The organism is Burkholderia sp. WSM2232 (assembly GCF_000472545.1).
Taxonomy (GTDB): domain Bacteria; phylum Pseudomonadota; class Gammaproteobacteria; order Burkholderiales; family Burkholderiaceae; genus Paraburkholderia.
This window is the reverse complement of record NZ_AWZV01000007.1, coordinates 95,513-111,254: the sequence shown is the minus strand read 5'-3', so window position 1 is coordinate 111,254 and position 15,742 is coordinate 95,513. Positions and strand designations below refer to the sequence as shown.

The window sequence follows — 15,742 nt, the reverse complement described above, 5'->3', positions numbered from 1 at the left end:
GCAACAGCGAGAGGAGAACGCTGACTGGAGCAGTAACACAAACAAGGCCCGCGCCTCGCCACGACGCAAGGGCCACCACACGGGTCGCGGTGACATTGACCGGTCACCGGCAATTCGCCCACAAGCTCAGTCTGCCCGATAGGCGCAAGGAAAATCGAGGCAATCGTTTGTTCTCGACGTAAGCGCGCGTTCTGCGAACAAGTGTCTCACGCTGGCAACCAGTATCATGTCGCGGGCATTGGGCGGCTCGATACCTTTGCGGGGTCGAGGACGGAAGACAGCGTCGCCCGGGCGGACCGCGTTGCCAGTCAAACGGCACGTCCCGTTGACGCGCGCGCATCCGATCAGCCATCGCTGATCGACGAATCGGCCTAGAGTGGGGTCGCTCCAGGATACGAGTAGTGTTGCATCCGACTGACGCGCGATGTCCACGATATCGAATGCGCTCGATACAGCACGCGCAGGCTGTACGCCATAACCGCCCGACCGACGAGCGCCAATCGTGCGAATCGTCGGCCTAACACCCAACGCCGCTTCCTTTAGCCGATAGACGATAGCAAGCCATGGATCTCGATTGACCAAGGTTGGACCTCCGTTCCGCTCGGGTAAGTCCTGATGCGGACTCATCCAGGTGCCGAGGACGTTCGCAAAGCGCGAGCCGCTTGCGCGGCCCGTATTGGGCCTTCAAACCAACGGATCAAAGCGCCTGATTCGTCCTCGCCTCGCGCGCACGCTGCGCCTCGAGTGCTGCGGCTACGCCCTGACCGTAGGCCGGGTCTGCCCTTGTACAGTGCTCGATGTGGAGCTTTCGGATCGGCTCGGACACTCCGGACAGTGCACGTGCGGTATTGCCGAATAGCGCCTGTTTCTGCGTATCGGACATCAGCCTGAATAGCGCGCCGGGCTGCGAGTAGTAATCGTCGTCCACGCGATGGTTCCAGTGATCGGCCGCACCTTCCAACGACAACGGCGGCTCGCTGAAATCCGGCTGGTCCAGCCATTCGCCCCGCGTGTTCGGGTTATACGGCGTTGCGCCGCCGGCGTTGCTGTCGACTCTCATCATGCCGTCGCGGTGATAACTATGCACCGGGCAGCGCGGCGCATTGACCGGAATCAGGCTGTGATTCACGCCTACCCGGTAGCGCTGCGCGTCGCCATAGGAGAAGAGCCGGCCTTGCAGCATTTTGTCCGGCGAAAAGCTGATGCCCGGCACCACGTTCGCCGGATTGAACGCCGCCTGCTCTACCTGCGCAAAATGATTCTCCGCGTTTCGATTCAATTCCATGACGCCGACTTCGATCAACGGATAGTCTTTCTTCGGCCAGACCTTGGTCAAGTCGAAAGGATTGATCGGATAGGTCGCCGCATCGTTCTCCGGCATGATCTGCACAAATAGCTTCCAGCGAGGGAAGTCCTCGCGTTCGATCGCTTCGTACAAATCGCGATGCGAGCTTTCACGATCGACACCGACGAGCGCTACTGCCTCCTCGTCAGTCAGGTTCTGAACGCCCTGCTGGGTCACCAGGTGGAACTTGACCCAGAAGCGCTCTTTAGCCGCGCTGATAAAGCTGAACGTATGGCTTCCGAAGCCATGCATGTGTCGAAACGACTTGGGAATTCCCCGGTCACTCATGACGATGGTCACCTGGTGCAATGCTTCGGGCAATTGCGTCCAGAAGTCCCAATTGTTTTCCGCGCTGCGCAGGCCGCTGCGAGGGTCGCGTTTGATCGCATGATTCAGGTCTGGAAACTTCAGCGGATCGCGCAGGAAGAAAACGGGTGTGTTATTGCCGACCAGGTCCCAGTTGCCCTCTTCCGTATAGAACTTGACCGCAAAGCCACGAATATCACGCTCGGCGTCGGCCGCGCCGCGTTCGCCTGCTACTGTGGAAAACCGTGCGAACAGTTCCGTCTTCTTGCCGACTTCGGAAAAAATCTTTGCACGCGTGTACTTCGTGATGTCGTGAGTAACCGTGAAGGTGCCAAATGCGCCCGAACCTTTGGCATGCATTCGCCGCTCAGGAATCACTTCACGATCGAAGTGCGCAAGTTTCTCGAGAAACCATACGTCTTGCAGCAATGCAGGACCACGCGGTCCGGCCGTTTGAACATTCTGGTTGTCCACAACGGGTGCGCCAAAAGCAGTTGTCAGCTTCTTCACGGTCAGCTCTCCAATGATGATAGAAAGGCCGGCGGTCAGCATGCCGGAGAAAACGATGAGTCTGAGACGTCAACGCCTCCGTGTCTTCCCGGACGGCGTCAAACAAAACCGGCACATGTTCAACATGGGATGTTCGCCAGGAACACGCTTACGCTTGAACGCGACGACCGGGCATGAATGCGCAGTGGAACAAAGCACCAATGCGGGCCGGTCCTCCGTTGTTCATTGGATGAGCGGAATTCTAAGGGGAGTTGCAGCGCGGCGGTCTGCATTCGTGCGGAATGCCGTGTGCAAAATTGCGCACTTGCCGTTGCGCACGCACGGGCCGCTGCCCGTCGAAGACACGAGGTCTGGAGGAGTCTGCCGCCTTTCGCAGCGAGAGACGCAAAAGCCCGGCCGTTATCGATCACTGCCAGCGGGCTGGCTACAACGGATCTGTCTGCCTTCGATAAAATCGCGCTCCCTTGCGACCGCATCGGCGCAATGAGTAAGGAACGCGTAAACCCGTCCTGACTTGCGGATGTCAGGATGGGTGAGGACCCACAATTCATCGAATACGTCCGGTTCCACGGGACCCAGGCGTACGAGCCCCGGCACGAGATCTCCATGCATGCACGGTAGAAAACCGATCCCCATGCCGGCTGCAATCGCTGAAGCCACGCCGACTACTGAATCGCTTCGATATGTGATCCGTTCGCGAGGCACGCGATCGTTGACAAATTTGAACGCCTTGAGGCGGGACAGGCCGCTCCCATACGACACCCAGCGCTGTTGGTAAAGACCGCCCGCAGTGGGCAATGTACCGGCGTAGTCGACGCGGCGGCCATAGATTGCCCATGCAACCGTGGCGACCTTGCGCCCAAAAAGATTGTCGGGGACCGCAGTGGTCGCCCGTAAAGCAATATCGGAATCCCCGCGTGCAAGGTTCAACGGTTTATTGGCGACGATTACCTCTATCCTGATCTCCGGATTGTCTGTCTGAAAGTCAGCAATGATAGGTGTCAAAAAATCGAGCAGAAGGGAGTCGCTTGTCGTAATGCGCAGATCGCCCTTATGGCCTTGCGTACCGCCTGAGACTCGTCGAACGACGCTCAGAATGTCTTTCTCTACCCGCTCGCCAAGCGCCATGACTTCTGCGCCGATGCTCGTCAACACGTAACCGGCGCGGCGCCGGTCGAACAGAGCCGCGCCGAGCGATTGCTCGACAGACGAGAGGCGCCGCGAAACGGTGGAATGGTTTATACCGAGCACTGCCGCGGCACCCGCCAGGCTGCCACTTTCGCCAATCGCCTTCACGATTCGCAGGTCGTCCCACGAGAGCTTGTCCGGAATTGCAGTCATTTGTTTGTCGTGCGCTGAGCAGCGTCGGTCCTTGCAGAAGATTCGGCCATGCCCGAATTAAAGCAGAAGTCGCGGCATTTGCTGTCACATGTTCGACTGGCTGTTGGCGGGGTCGGCCAACGACGGGCTCGCGAGGAACCGGCGATCATCACTGTCCGACCAAAGTCGGGGCGCAGATGCCCCGCGCCCGAGGACGCTGGTCACTTTCCGGTAGCCCAATGCGAATTGCGCATCAGCTTGCTGAAGTCCCTACGGGCGAATCCGGGGTCCTTGTAGGCCATGACGTCGGCGAGACCCGTTCCTTGCGTGGTCTCCGGGCGATGCTTCAGGCTGTCGTAGAGAGCCTGCATGAATTCCTCTGCAAATTGTGGCGGGTGGGGATAGGCCGCCTCAACCGCGTTGCGCTGCGCGGCTGTGAAATCGTCGTAGCCGGCGCCCACAAGGTCCATGTTGGCGCCTTCGGCAACAAGTGCAGCAATGGGGAACAGTTGAGCGGAAATCCCATTGGTCGTGTGCAGTGCAATCGCAAGCCAGACCATCTGACTATCCGCCTCGCTAACGCCGTGGCTCCGCAGAAATTCACGTGCCGCGTTGGCGCCATCCACTTCATAGCGCAAGTGGCTGTGTCCATAAGCTGCCGTCAGGCCGAAATCATGGAACATCGCCGCAATGTACAGAAGCTCCGGGTCGAAAGCGAGGCCCTTGCGCTTTCCTGCCAGGGCAGCCCAATAGTAGACGCGCATGGAGTGCTGAAAGAGAAAATCGCCTTCCGAATCGCGGATGGTTTTGGCTGCCTCGCGCGCTAATTCGCTATCGGGAATCTTTACGCCGGGAACATCATCGCCAGCGTTCGCCATAGCTTGATCGAATTTGGGTTGCGTCTGCGCCTGTGCATCGGGGGCAAGACTGATTCCCCCAACTGCGAGAACGATAGCGGCGCAAACTGCAGCAACGATACTGCCGGACTTCATGATCTTCTCCATTTCGCAAACAAGTTTAGATAACCAGAACCCGCACACCGATCCCGGCGAGGCGTGTGCGTAAATCCCCACAGAAGTCCCGGCCCGGACACCGCGCGTTTCGCACCACATGCAGCGACGGTACTGCGAGTGATCGGCAATAACCAGGCTTTCAGGCACGCCCCGATCAACGGGTCCGCAGTTCCCGTTTCGAATCGGGGACGATGCTGCGAACCCTGGGTCGCGCGAAGTCACGATCTTTTAACCGGGGAAATCGTCGTTGCAAGTACCGAATGCGCTGCGGGGCGATGGCTCACGCCGTGATAGAAAGCAACCGACGATCTTCTTTGCAGCTCTAATGGCATTGCAACCGGTCAGGGGCTGCATGTGACGGATGTTACGCTCCTATCAGGCCACCATACAGATCCAAGATTGACGCTTCTGGATGTACCATTCCGGGTCAGGACCACGCTATCCCTTGGTCTGATCGCTCCGCCCGCACATAAATTTCGACATTAGGCTGACGGAACGCGATGGAAATACAACTGCGTTGAAAAATACTGAAGGTGACCTGTGCAGATTAGCAATTGGCGGCAACCAACTGATCACCGGCTACGTGGATGAACGAGCGGACGGATGAAAAGCAATTGATGCCTCCCGAGCTGCAAGGTCGGGAGCACGACATTGCGCTGATCAATCACCTGATCGACCGGATCGATCGGGGCAGCTCGACGCTCGTCATCAGCGGCGAGCCCGGCATCGGCAAATCTGCGCTGCTCGAGGTGGCCAAACATCGGGCGGCCGGGCGAGGCATTGCAGTACTGACCATGACCGGCGTTCGGGCCGAAGTCCATTTGCCGTTCGCGGCGCTCGAACTCGCGCTGCGCCCACTTATGAAGCGCGCCGCGAGCCTCGTGCCGCGCCAGCGGTCGGCCTTGCTCACGGCGTTTGGTGTCTGCGACGACGCAGGGCCGCCGGACATCTTTCTGGTGGCTCTCGCAACGCTGACGTTGCTGACCACAACCAGCCAGGCCGTGCTGCTCGTCGCGGACGACGCGCAGTGGCTCGATCAGGAAACCTACGACGTGCTCGCTTTCATCTCGCGCAGGTTGGGTGCGGACTCTGCCGCTCTGCTCGTCGCCATGCGCGAGGACTTCAATCGCTCCTTCGGAGACACGTCCACCCTGCGGCTGCGGCTTTCTGGACTGAATGACGCCGATGCGGGGCGTCTGCTCGACAGCCGCGCCCCGAACCTGCCCGCCGACATACGCAGCCGTTTTCTCAAAGAGGCAGCAGGCAATCCGCTGGCGCTGCTGGAACTGCCTCGCGGCGAGCGTGCCGGGCAGGCGCCGGACGCGCCGTGGCTGCCGCTGACAGAGCGGCTGGAGCGCGCCTTTTCGAGCCGTTTGCCCGATCTTCCGGATGCGACTCGAACGCTGCTGTTCGTGGCGGCGGAAAACGACGGCACGTCGCTGCACGAAATACTCTCGGCTGGCGAAGCGGTGCTCGGCGAACGGTCGGGCCTGGATGCGCTGTCGCCCGCCATCGCCGCCGGGCTCATCCAGATCGACGGAACGGAGGTGCGCTTCCGGCATCCGCTCGTGCGGTCCGCGATGCATCAGGCGGCGGACCCGGCCACCCGGCAGAAGATTCACGCGGCGCTCGCGGCGATCATCCAGGACCAGCTCGATCGTCGGCTGTGGCATCGCGCGGCAGCTACCATCGGCACCGACGACGCCCTCGCCGACGACTACGACCGCATGGCGGCGCGCGCACTGCGTCGAGGCGCCGTGGCCATGGCCATCGAGGTGCTCGAAAGGGCGGCGCGCTTGAGCAGCACGGCAAGCGGGCGGACCGACCGGCTCTTGCGCGCAGCGGAACTGGCGGCCGACCTGGGCCAACCTGAGATGCTTGAGCGTCTGCTGCGTCAGGCCGACGTGGACGCCGGCGATCAGCTTGCGTCGGCGCGAGTGGGCTGGTGCCGCGAGATCATCCAGCCTCCCGCCATCAGCGATCCCGCGAAAATACCAGCGCTCATCCACTTCGCGGCCCAGGCCCATGCCGCCGGTGCGAAAGAGCTGGCCAGCAATCTCATGTGGCGCGCCGCGCAACGCTGCTGGTGGAGCAGCGCGAACGAAGAACTGCGCACGCGGGTGCTGAGCGCCGCAAACCGGCTCGATTTGCCGCAGACAGACCCGCGCCTCATCGCCATCTCGGCGTACGTCGAACCGCTTCGTCTGGGCGGCGATCTCCACGAGAGGCTGCAACAGCTTTCGGAAGCACGGCACGGCGATCCTGCCGTCGCGCGCATCCTGGGCAGCACGGCCAATGTCATCGGCGCCTTCGACCTTGGTGCCGGCTTTCTCTCGGAATCGAGCGCTGCGCTGCGCGAACAGGGGCGGCTCAGCGACCTCGCGCGCGTGCTGTTCGCGCAGGCGTGGGCGGAGATGGAAGTCGGCCGCTGGACAAGCGCAATGAGAGAGGCCGAAGAAGCGGTGCGCTTCGCCGAGGAGACGGGCGGCACGCCGTGGATCGCCGCGGCCACCATTGTGAAAGCGCGGCTGGCGGGAATGCAGGGCGACATGGAGCAATCGGAGGCCTTCGCGGCACAGGCAGAACGCCTCGCGCTCTCGATCGGCGCCAGCTTTTTGCTTGCCATGTTGCAGGTGGCGCGCGGCATATCGGCTATCGGCGCGGGCCGGCATGGGGAGGCGTACGAACACCTGCAGCGCCTTTTTACGCCTTCGGATCCTGCCTTCAATGCTGGTCTTCAATTTTTCGGACTCGCGGATTACGTGGAAGCCGGCGTGTTTTCCGGCAACGCGGACGCCGTGCGTGGCGTGATCGAAGAAGCCGGACGTATCGCGGCGCCAAAGCCCGTGCCGTGGGTCGAGACCATGCTGAATTACGGCAAGGCGCTGCTCGCGGCGCCCGCCGACGCCGAGCGCTTCTTTCTGCAAGGCCTCGGGCCTTGCGCAAAGAACTGGCCTTTCCTGCGAGCGCGACTATTGCTCGCCTACGGCGAATGGCTGCGCCGGCAGCGCAGACCGGCGAAGGCAAGAGCGCCCTTGAGAGAAGCGCGCGATATGTTCGATGCACTCGGTGCGTCACCGTGGGGCAACCGCGCGCGCGAGGAACTGCGTGCCTCGGGCGAAGCAAGCCGAGGGCGCACGGAGCGTGCGTGGGAAACGCTCACGCCACAAGAACTCCACATCGCGCAACTCGCGGCCGAAGGGCTGTCGAACAAGGAGATCGGCGTCAGGCTGTACCTCTCTCACCGCACCGTGGGCTATCACCTGCGTCAGATTTTTTCGAAGACCGGCATCACGTCGCGATCTTCGCTCGGCTCCATCGTTGCCAAAGTCGAGAACCCGGCCGGTTGACCGCCCGCCGGTCGTCAGACTGGTCATTTGACAGAAGCGCGCGTCGGCTTCACGGAGCACACTATGTGGCTCCAACCCGAGCACTATGACCATGAAGTTCGCGCTCTCACTCGCAACCTGCCCCTCGGAGCAGCCCTCATGACGCAAACCAGCAGTTGCACGCGCTTCAGGCCGCGCTCATGGTCACCGCGGAAAACGACCCGTTGCGCGACGAAGGCGAAGCCTACGCCCGCAAACTGAAGGAGGCCGGCGTTGCGGTCGTCGCCAGGCGTTACCACGGAATGATCGACGACTTCGTGCTGCTGAACGGCATTCAGGCCGATCCCAATCCGCAGACGGCGATCCGTCAGATATCGGCCGGAACCAAGGCGCATCTCGCGCGCTGACCATGCGAACGCCGCCGCACGTCGCACCGCTCCTGATTAACGATGTGGTGTAAGACGATGTGGTGGTAGACCTTGTGCCGCTCGCGAGGCGCGAACTGCTGGACCACGGCGTTACGCTCAGAACGAAGCCCGAGGGCCCCGCCGTGGGATTGGGCAGCCGCAGACCATTGTTCGGTCGCTGGACGGCGAAATATCGAAGAGGAACAACGACGGGCCCGGCGCAACGGTCAGGATAAGCGTGCCGGCCCCGAGTACCGTTCCTTTCGGACTGGATGGACGATACACCTTATGACCGGAATGACAGGCGGCGCAAACGAGCCGACCGTCTTCGTAATAGACGACGACAGCGCGATGCGCCAGGCCCTCGATTCGTTGCTGGACTCGGTGGGCGTGAACGTCAGGCTATTTGCCTCGGCACAGGCATTTCTCGCGCTGGATTTGCCTGACGTACCGAGTTGCGTGGTGCTCGACGTCAGGCTCAAGGGACAAAGCGGACTCGCAGTGCAAAAGCACATTGCGCACACGCTGCGCATTCCCGTGATTTTGATGACGGCGCATGGCGACATCGCCATGTCGGTGCAGGCGATGAAGGCCGGGGCGGTCGATTTTTTTTCCAAGCCCTTCCGGGCCCAGGACATGATCGATGCGGTTGCCCGCGCGCTGGAGGCCGACCGCAAGCGGCGCGCAGCCGAGCGCTCCGCGGCGGTGCTGCGCGCCTGCTATGAGCTGTTGACGCCGCGCGAGCGCACCGTCATGACGAAGGTTGCGAACGGTTTGCTGAACAAGCAGATCGCGGCCGAACTGAATCTCAGCGAGATCACTGTGAAACTGCACCGCGGCCAGGCGATGAAGAAGATGGAATCGCCGTCGCTCGCGGATTTCGTGCTGAAAGCCGACGCATTGGGCCTCGTCGATCGCGAGAACCGGCTCGCAGGAAATGACTGAATGCGCGACTAAACCCGCAACTGGGCGCGCAGCAGGAAGGCTCAGCTAGTGCAGACCCACTGCATACCGCAAGCCCTGGTTCTCACGCCAGAGCTGGGCCGAATCTGAACTCAACACCGTTGCCACCCCGCGGCATGCGGCCCAGGAAATAGAGAAGCGGCATGCCCGCGCGTTCAGCGCGCCGCATCCGCGCGACCTGCCTTCACCGTTTCCAGATGACGCGAGACCTCGGCGGCGTCGACAGGTTTGCTCAGCACACAGAGCGCGCCGAGCTGGAGCGCCTGTCGGCGCACGAAGTCAGACGCGAACGCTGAAATGAAAATGACAGGCAGCCTGACGCCGCTGTCCAGAAGACGCCGATACATCTCCAGCCCGGAAATGCCGGGCATCTGCACGTCGGAGATGATGCATGTCACACCGTCCACTTCGTCGCTTGCGAGGAACTGCGCCGCGGATGCGTAGAGCCGTGCCCCCCAGCCAAGCGAACGGACGAGGCTCGAGGTTGCGACGCGCACGGACTCGTCGTCGTCGACAATCGAAACGATCGGATTCATGTGCAAACGACGGCTCCCCGGCCGGATTGACGCTGACAGCGGCGCGACTGCCCGCTACGTCGAACGGATCTTAATGAAAACGCCCCACCGCGAAAATCATATGTAGGTATAGGCGCGGTTGCACGAAAGACGGCTTGCCTCCCGCAGCGCTGCGCTGCGCCGCGTGACGCAGGCCGCACACGGCGATTTGCGCGACGCTTCACTCGTCCTCTCTTGCAGGGCAGCCTCGTCGCGCAACGGCATCAGTATCGAAGCGGGCCGGCCAGAGCCTTTTCGGTGCGAACCGGTGTTTTCCGATCTGCACGGTCACAGTGTGCTTCCGCTTCTTCGTCACGGCATTGGCCCACCAGCCATCGTGCAAATCGGCTGCACGGCGGGCGAATTCGAAAGCCGCGACGCACGCGAACGATCAACATCCGCTTATGAACGTATCGCTTGTCCTTATCGAGCAAACCCTGCTGGAAATGTGCGGCGCGCCTATGCCGCCTCTCATTCCCACCCGCAACGGCTATGAGCTGGCCTGCCTGTCGACCTGCCTGTCGACCTGCTTGTGGACCCGAGCGTAGCCACGCCGTTTGCAGGGCCGGTGCCCGCCGCCCCGTCATTCACGTCCATCTAAAAGGAGTCCCACCATGTCAAACGTCACTCACACCACCACCGCACAAACTGCATCCGGCTTCGACCAGCGCGCCATCGGCGCAATCTCCGACGCGCTGAACCCACTGCTAGCCGACGTGTTCGCGCTCTACCTGAAAACGAAGAACTTTCACTGGCACATGCTGGGCGCGCATTTCCGCGACTACCACCTGATGCTCGACGAGCAAGGCGCGCAGATCTTCGCCATTGCCGACGACATAGCGGAGCGCGTGCGCAAGATTGGCGGCACGACGCTGCGTTCCATCGGGGACGTGGCGCGACACCAGCGCATCGCGGACAACGATGCAAGCGGACTGCGCGCGGAAGCGATGCTCGACGAACTGCACCGCGACAACCTGCAACTCGCCGCGTTCATGCTGGACGCACACGAGGTGTGCGAGAGCCATCGGGATGTCGCCACGGCAAGCCTGCTCGAAAACTGGATCGACGAAGCGCAGCGGCGTGCCTGGTTTCTCGCAGAAGCGTGCCGCTGACGCACGCGCGCAACTTTCGGGCCGCCATCCTACGCCGGCTTGCGCCGGTGGCTCCCGGCGGGCGGTCCTTTTCGCACGGAGTGTTTCCATGAAGCCCAACGCCTTGAGATCCGTGAAGCCTTTGCGCCTCGTCGCGCTGGCCGCCGTGGCCGCGACGGTAACGCACGTCGTCGGGCTGCCGGCGTTCGCCGACGCAGTCCGCTGCGTCGGCACCGACATGCAGATGCCGCTGGAGCGCATGGCAACCGACGCACCGGACGCGCCCGAATCGTCACGACGTGGAGCGCGTCGCCACGAGCCGTCCGCGCCCGCGACGAATGCAGCGGGACTGAGCGGTTGGAAAGATGCGCTGCGCCCGCGCGCGGCACATCGCGCATTGGGTATCGCGCCGGGCTACCGGCAGTCGGTCAGCGACTCGAAATACTGGACCTGAGCGAACGCACGTCGCACCACACACGTGTCAAAGCACCAACCGCGACGTGCGAATCCGGAACGCGCGCGGCGACGGCTCAGTGGCGTCGAGCGCGGGTCGAAGCGAACGGAACAGGAAGTCCCACATGGCCGGCAAGAAAGTCATACGCATCGCGCACAGCGTTGCCGAACGGGAAAAACCTGGGACGACTAGAACTCGCAATGCGCGGGCCCTCATGCACCCCGGTCTACGACAGCGCGCTGGACCGCTATGTACCCATCGAAGGGAACGCAGCCTTCGGGCTGATCCGCAAGCACCTCAATGCGCCCCACCATCCGTCGTCGCGGCGATCAGCGTCGTGACGGGTCGTACGTTGCCCGGGCCACGTACCTCGAAGAAAACGGTGGGCGCGGCGCGAGCGCTCGAGTGACGCGCTGCGCCTTGCGCGATGGCCGTTTAGTCGGCTTCCACGTCGCGCAGCACCGAGGCAAGAATCATTGCGCCGTCGTTGAGCGGCCTGGGGCGACTGCGCCGCGGCTGGTAGACAAGGTCGCCACGCCGGATCGCGCGCCCACTCATAGCGCAGATGCCGCTGCTGCGTGCGCGGGCGGCCAGCCACAACTGGTCACCGTACGAGCAGTGCGTGGCATCGCGCCATGCGATGGTCACGGTGGTCGAACTGGGACGTTCTAACACGCTCAGCGAGACCGGGCGGCGCATCGCATTGCCCGTTCGCGCACGCGCGGGCGACGCCTCTGCGGATGCGGCCGCTGAACCCGCCATGCGCGCAAACTGCGCCTCGTGTTCACGTGCCGCAGGCCGCGCATCGCCGCCGCACAGTTGGGAAAGCAGACCGAGTGTCTGCGTCCACGGGTCCGTCGGGGTGCTGTTCGTCGGGAAGTCCATTGCTGCCCTCGTTGTGTCGATAGACTGGGTCGTTCAGACGCGCGGCGTGGCGAACGTGTCGTCGTTCCCGGTGCGGGTCGCCCGGGTGGCTTCGTGTACGCGCAAGCCACAGCACGGCATACGCATGTCCTGAAATGGCCCGGCCGCCAGCCACGCATGCTTCGCCGGCAAAGCGCTGCCGGCTTCACGAAGAAAGGCCTCGCTGATCGCGAGGAACGTGGGGATCTGGTCATCGATCGACATGGGTCTTCATCCTCCAGCAGTAAGGGGTTTCGCCGACAAAGCGTTTGAACACCGCCGTGAAGTGCGCCTGCGAGCGAAAGCCGCAACTGAGCGCGACGTCGAGTACGCCGTGGCGCGTGTCGAGCAGCAACTGCTGCGCGTGCTCGATACGCCGCCGCATCAGATATTCGTGCGGCCGCAGTCCGGTTGCGCGGCGAAACTGGGTCGCGAAGTGCGTGCGCGCGAGGCCGGCGCTCTGCGCCATGTCGGCGAGGCTGATGGAATCGGCCAGGTGTGCGTCGATGTATTCGAGAGTGCGACGCATGCGCCACGCAGGTAGCGCGGCTGCGCCCCGAGTGTCGCGTGCTTCGCGTCCGTCGGCCGCGAAGCGCCGCGCGACGATGCGCGACACGATCGCAAGGCTCACGCTGTCGGCGAATACCTTGCCGAGCGTGGCGTCCTGCGTATGCGACACGGCGAGCGCCTGGCCCAGCCGTTCGAGTGCGGGGTCGCGCACGAGGCGCGGGTCGTCAATCACGATATCGCCCGCATACGGACGGCCGAACAGGTCTTCGTAGCACTCCGCGAACACCGCTTGGGACGCGAACAGATGCAGCACGTCGCTCGGCGCGTCGAACACCGCGCGGCACGCCACGCCGGGCGCGGTGATCTGCGCGGTCCCGGCCGTCACGCGCCCTTGCACCAGCGTGCGCCCGGCATGCGAGAACGTCAGCGTGGTGCACTTCAGGTTGATGCCGATGCAATGCCAGCGCGGGCTGCCGTCGTTGACCAGTTCGAGCGGTTGCGCCGCATTGCGGGTCCAGCGCGAGAGCGCGATGTCGGCCCCGGCCTCCCGGGCGGCGGCGCCGGGATCGCGCCACGCGCGCTCGGCACTGATCGGACTGGACACCGGACGGGCGCCGGCAAGAGCCACGGCATCGGCGGCCGCGGCGGCGGATTCAGGAAGCTTCGGTGACGCGAGAATCATGACGGGTTACCTGGAATCGTGAAGCGTTGCGCGCGGGGCCTGCGGCGCGGTGAACACAAGGTATCGAAACGCGGTGCGCCGAACCAGCCGTACAAAGAGGTTGTCCGGAGCCATGAAACGCTAGCTCGCGCCCGCCGATGGTGTGGTCGCGTCATACGAAGGTTTAGTCGGGCACTGCCGCGCCGTGCATGGAGCGTGACGTGCGGGGCTGCGCACGGCGCGGCATCGCCGACAGGCGCCGCTCCTTGCACATGCGTGGTTGCAAAAACGCGCGACTCGCGCACGAACGCAGACGCATGCGAACTCTGCGTCGGCAAAGCGGACAGGACGTTCCATACGCCCGTATAGGTGGACCCCGCATGCGATGCACGGCCTCGCCGCCGCCATCGTGCGAATTTCAAAGACCACGGCCCGACGTGAAAACAGGCAGGCACAGAGAGCCCGCATGCTGGTGACATCGCGTGCTGCCTGACCGTCGACACGCACGCGATGCCAAAAAGGTATGCCAGCGATGACGAATTTGAATATTACAAGCGGGATAGCGCTACCTATACTCGCTCTCGCCGTGGTGCCCTGCTTTCGACAGTAGCCGTACCCATCCGCCTGTGTCACGACGCACGCCATCGAGCGCTTCCTGCTCGAGGGGGACGCTTTACGCGCGCTCGCCGCGCATTCATCTCAACGAGGAGCTTTGTCGAAATGAACTTCACGATTGGCACGCTGCTCGCGTTGTCGTTCCTGATTTCCGTGCTCGGACTCTTCCTGTTCCTCTGGGCGCAAATGAACGGCCTGATGCGAGCCGGACCTGAGGCCGCCGAGGTGATCTTCGCCGAAGGGGAAGTGGGACAGACCGAAGAGCCCGGTCTTTCCGCGTCGCATCGCGAGGCGCTTCAGCAGGCCGCGGAACATGGCGCACCGCCCGGCCCCGCAGGCAATCGGCTAGCACTGAGCCGCGAACTCGAGGAACGCGCACAGCAGGACGCTTCGAGCCGCGGGCCCGCGTTCGTCTTCGTGTGCTCTTCGGTGTTCTGGCTGTTGCTCGGCTCCGTCGCGGGTCTGATCGCTTCGCAGAAGCTCACGTCGCCGGACTTCCTCACGCAGTCCGCGTGGCTCACGTTCGGCCGTGTGCGCACGGCGCATCTGAACATGGTGGTGTACGGATGGGCCTCCATGGCGGGCATCGGCATCTCGCTCTGGATGCTGCCGCGCCTGCTCAGGACACGGCTCGCGGGCGAGCGCTTCGCCATTGCCGGTGCCGCATTCTGGAACGCCGGCCTCGCCGCGGGCATCGCCGCCATTTTCTCGGGATGGACCGACGGCCTGCAATGGCTCGAGATCCCCTGGCAGATCGGCATCCTGCTCGCCGTGGGCGGCGCGCTCGCGGCGGTGCCGCTCCTCATGACCATCGCAAGGCGTACCACGCACCACCTGTACGTTTCGGTGTGGTATCTCGCCGCGGCGCTGCTGTGGTTCCCCATTCTCTACGTCGTCGCGAAGGTGCCCGGCGTGCACTTCGGCGTGGAGCAGGCCATCGTCAACTGGTGGTTCGCGCACAACGTGCTCGGCCTGTGGCTTACGCCGATCGGGCTTGCCGCCGCCTACTACTTCATCGCGAAGGTGCTCGGGCGGCCGATCTACTCGTACGCGCTCTCGCTCGTCGGCTTCTGGGCGCTCGCAATGTTCTACAGCCAGGCCGGCATTCATCACCTGCTGGGCGGCCCGGTCCCGCAATGGCTGCAGAGCGTCTCCGTCGTGCAGAGCGTGATGATGATCGTCCCGGTACTCGCCGTGGGCGTGAACCATCACATGACTGTGGCGGGCCACTTCAGCGCGCTCAAGCACTCGCCGACGCTGCGTTTCGTCGTGCTGGGCGCAGCGCTGTACACGCTGGTGTCGTTGCAGGGCTCGCTGGAGGCGTTGCCGTTTTTCAACCGGCTGGTGCACTTCACGCAGTACAAGGTGGCCCACGCGCACCTGGGCCTCTACGGCTTCTTCTCGATGATCATGTTCGGGTCGATCTACTTTGCGATGCCGCGCGTGCTGGAACGCGAATGGCCGTACCCGAAACTCGTCTGGCTGCACTTCTGGCTCGCGGCCATCGGCTTTGCCATCTACTTTGTCTCGCTCACGGTAGGCGGCGTGCTGCAAGGCATCGCGCTGCTCGATCCCGCGCGTCCGTTCATGGATTCCGTCGAGGTGCTCACGCCATACCTGCAGGCTCGCACCCTGGGCGGTGCGCTCATGACAGCCGGCCACTTCGTGTTCGCGTATCACTTCTTCGCGCTGGTCTTCGGTCGTCAGAGCGCGCGTTCCGACGCGGCGCCGGCTCACCAGGCGATCTCGATGGGAGCCTGA

General features: G+C 63.3%; 14 protein-coding genes and 1 pseudogene. 7 read left to right on the top strand and 8 right to left on the bottom strand.

Going from position 1 to position 15,742, the window contains the following annotated elements; all coding sequences use genetic code 11:
• Positions 1 to 126: 126 nt before the first annotated feature.
• From F757_RS37000 to F757_RS0107065, 4 genes are all read right to left on the bottom strand, one after another.
• Positions 127 to 627 (bottom strand): DUF3331 domain-containing protein, encoded by a 501-nt coding sequence (locus tag F757_RS37000; RefSeq protein ID WP_084530760.1) that lies wholly within the window; start codon positions 625 to 627, stop codon positions 127 to 129.
• Positions 628 to 697: 70 nt separating this feature from the next.
• Positions 698 to 2,203, bottom strand: a complete 1,506-nt coding sequence (locus F757_RS0107075) for a catalase (protein WP_198021359.1) — start codon at positions 2,201 to 2,203, stop codon at positions 698 to 700.
• Positions 2,204 to 2,560: 357 nt separating this feature from the next.
• A complete protein-coding gene (locus F757_RS0107070) occupies positions 2,561 to 3,502 on the bottom strand; it encodes a LysR family transcriptional regulator (protein ID WP_027210793.1) in 942 nt (313 codons plus the stop codon).
• Between the two features lie 200 nt (positions 3,503 to 3,702).
• Entirely contained in the window at positions 3,703 to 4,359 is a 657-nt protein-coding gene (locus F757_RS0107065) for an HD domain-containing protein (protein WP_035466492.1), read from the bottom strand.
• Between the two features lie 652 nt (positions 4,360 to 5,011).
• Between F757_RS0107065 and F757_RS36995 the strand changes: the two genes are divergently transcribed.
• From F757_RS36995 to F757_RS0107050, 4 genes and pseudogenes are all read left to right on the top strand, one after another.
• Positions 5,012 to 5,101: a hypothetical protein gene (locus tag F757_RS36995; RefSeq protein ID WP_442856631.1), complete on the top strand. Its 90-nt coding sequence runs from the start codon at positions 5,012 to 5,014 to the stop codon at positions 5,099 to 5,101.
• Entirely contained in the window at positions 5,082 to 7,844 is a 2,763-nt protein-coding gene (locus F757_RS33130) for a helix-turn-helix transcriptional regulator (protein ID WP_051376703.1), read from the top strand. Before F757_RS36995 ends, F757_RS33130 begins: the two co-directional genes overlap by 20 nt.
• Positions 7,845 to 7,975: 131 nt before the next feature.
• Positions 7,976 to 8,230, top strand: a pseudogene (locus F757_RS0107055) (alpha/beta hydrolase); the annotation flags it as partial.
• 288 nt (positions 8,231 to 8,518) lie between these two features.
• The gene (locus F757_RS0107050) at positions 8,519 to 9,175 is read left to right on the top strand and encodes a response regulator transcription factor (protein WP_027210790.1); all 657 of its coding nucleotides are present in this window, start codon (positions 8,519 to 8,521) and stop codon (positions 9,173 to 9,175) included.
• Positions 9,176 to 9,348: 173 nt separating this feature from the next.
• On the opposite strand, the gene F757_RS0107045 is transcribed toward F757_RS0107050, so the two are convergent.
• Complete coding sequence (locus tag F757_RS0107045; protein ID WP_027210789.1) at positions 9,349 to 9,735, bottom strand: response regulator transcription factor; 387 nt, start codon at positions 9,733 to 9,735, stop codon at positions 9,349 to 9,351.
• Between the two features lie 626 nt (positions 9,736 to 10,361).
• Between F757_RS0107045 and F757_RS0107040 the strand changes: the two genes are divergently transcribed.
• On the top strand, positions 10,362 to 10,859 hold the full coding sequence (locus tag F757_RS0107040; protein ID WP_027210788.1) for a Dps family protein: 498 nt from the start codon (positions 10,362 to 10,364) through the stop codon (positions 10,857 to 10,859).
• 88 nt (positions 10,860 to 10,947) lie between these two features.
• Complete coding sequence (locus tag F757_RS0107035; RefSeq protein ID WP_027210787.1) at positions 10,948 to 11,292, top strand: hypothetical protein; 345 nt, start codon at positions 10,948 to 10,950, stop codon at positions 11,290 to 11,292.
• 435 nt (positions 11,293 to 11,727) lie between these two features.
• Here F757_RS0107035 and F757_RS0107025 read toward each other — a convergent pair whose 3' ends face one another.
• From F757_RS0107025 to F757_RS0107015, 3 genes are read right to left on the bottom strand one after another with little or no spacing between them, the layout of a single operon-like run.
• Positions 11,728 to 12,177, bottom strand: coding sequence for a DUF3331 domain-containing protein (locus F757_RS0107025; RefSeq protein WP_027210786.1), 450 nt, complete (start codon positions 12,175 to 12,177; stop codon positions 11,728 to 11,730).
• A 33-nt stretch (positions 12,178 to 12,210) separates the two neighbouring features.
• A complete protein-coding gene (locus F757_RS0107020; RefSeq protein ID WP_027210785.1) occupies positions 12,211 to 12,420 on the bottom strand; it encodes a hypothetical protein in 210 nt (69 codons plus the stop codon).
• Positions 12,407 to 13,387 carry a helix-turn-helix domain-containing protein gene (locus tag F757_RS0107015; protein WP_027210784.1) on the bottom strand — a complete coding sequence of 327 codons (981 nt, stop codon included), beginning with the start codon at positions 13,385 to 13,387 and terminating at the stop codon, positions 12,407 to 12,409. Before F757_RS0107015 ends, F757_RS0107020 begins: the two co-directional genes overlap by 14 nt.
• 699 nt (positions 13,388 to 14,086) lie before the next feature.
• Between F757_RS0107015 and F757_RS0107005 the strand changes: the two genes are divergently transcribed.
• A complete protein-coding gene (locus tag F757_RS0107005) occupies positions 14,087 to 15,742 on the top strand; it encodes a cbb3-type cytochrome c oxidase subunit I (RefSeq protein ID WP_027210783.1) in 1,656 nt (551 codons plus the stop codon).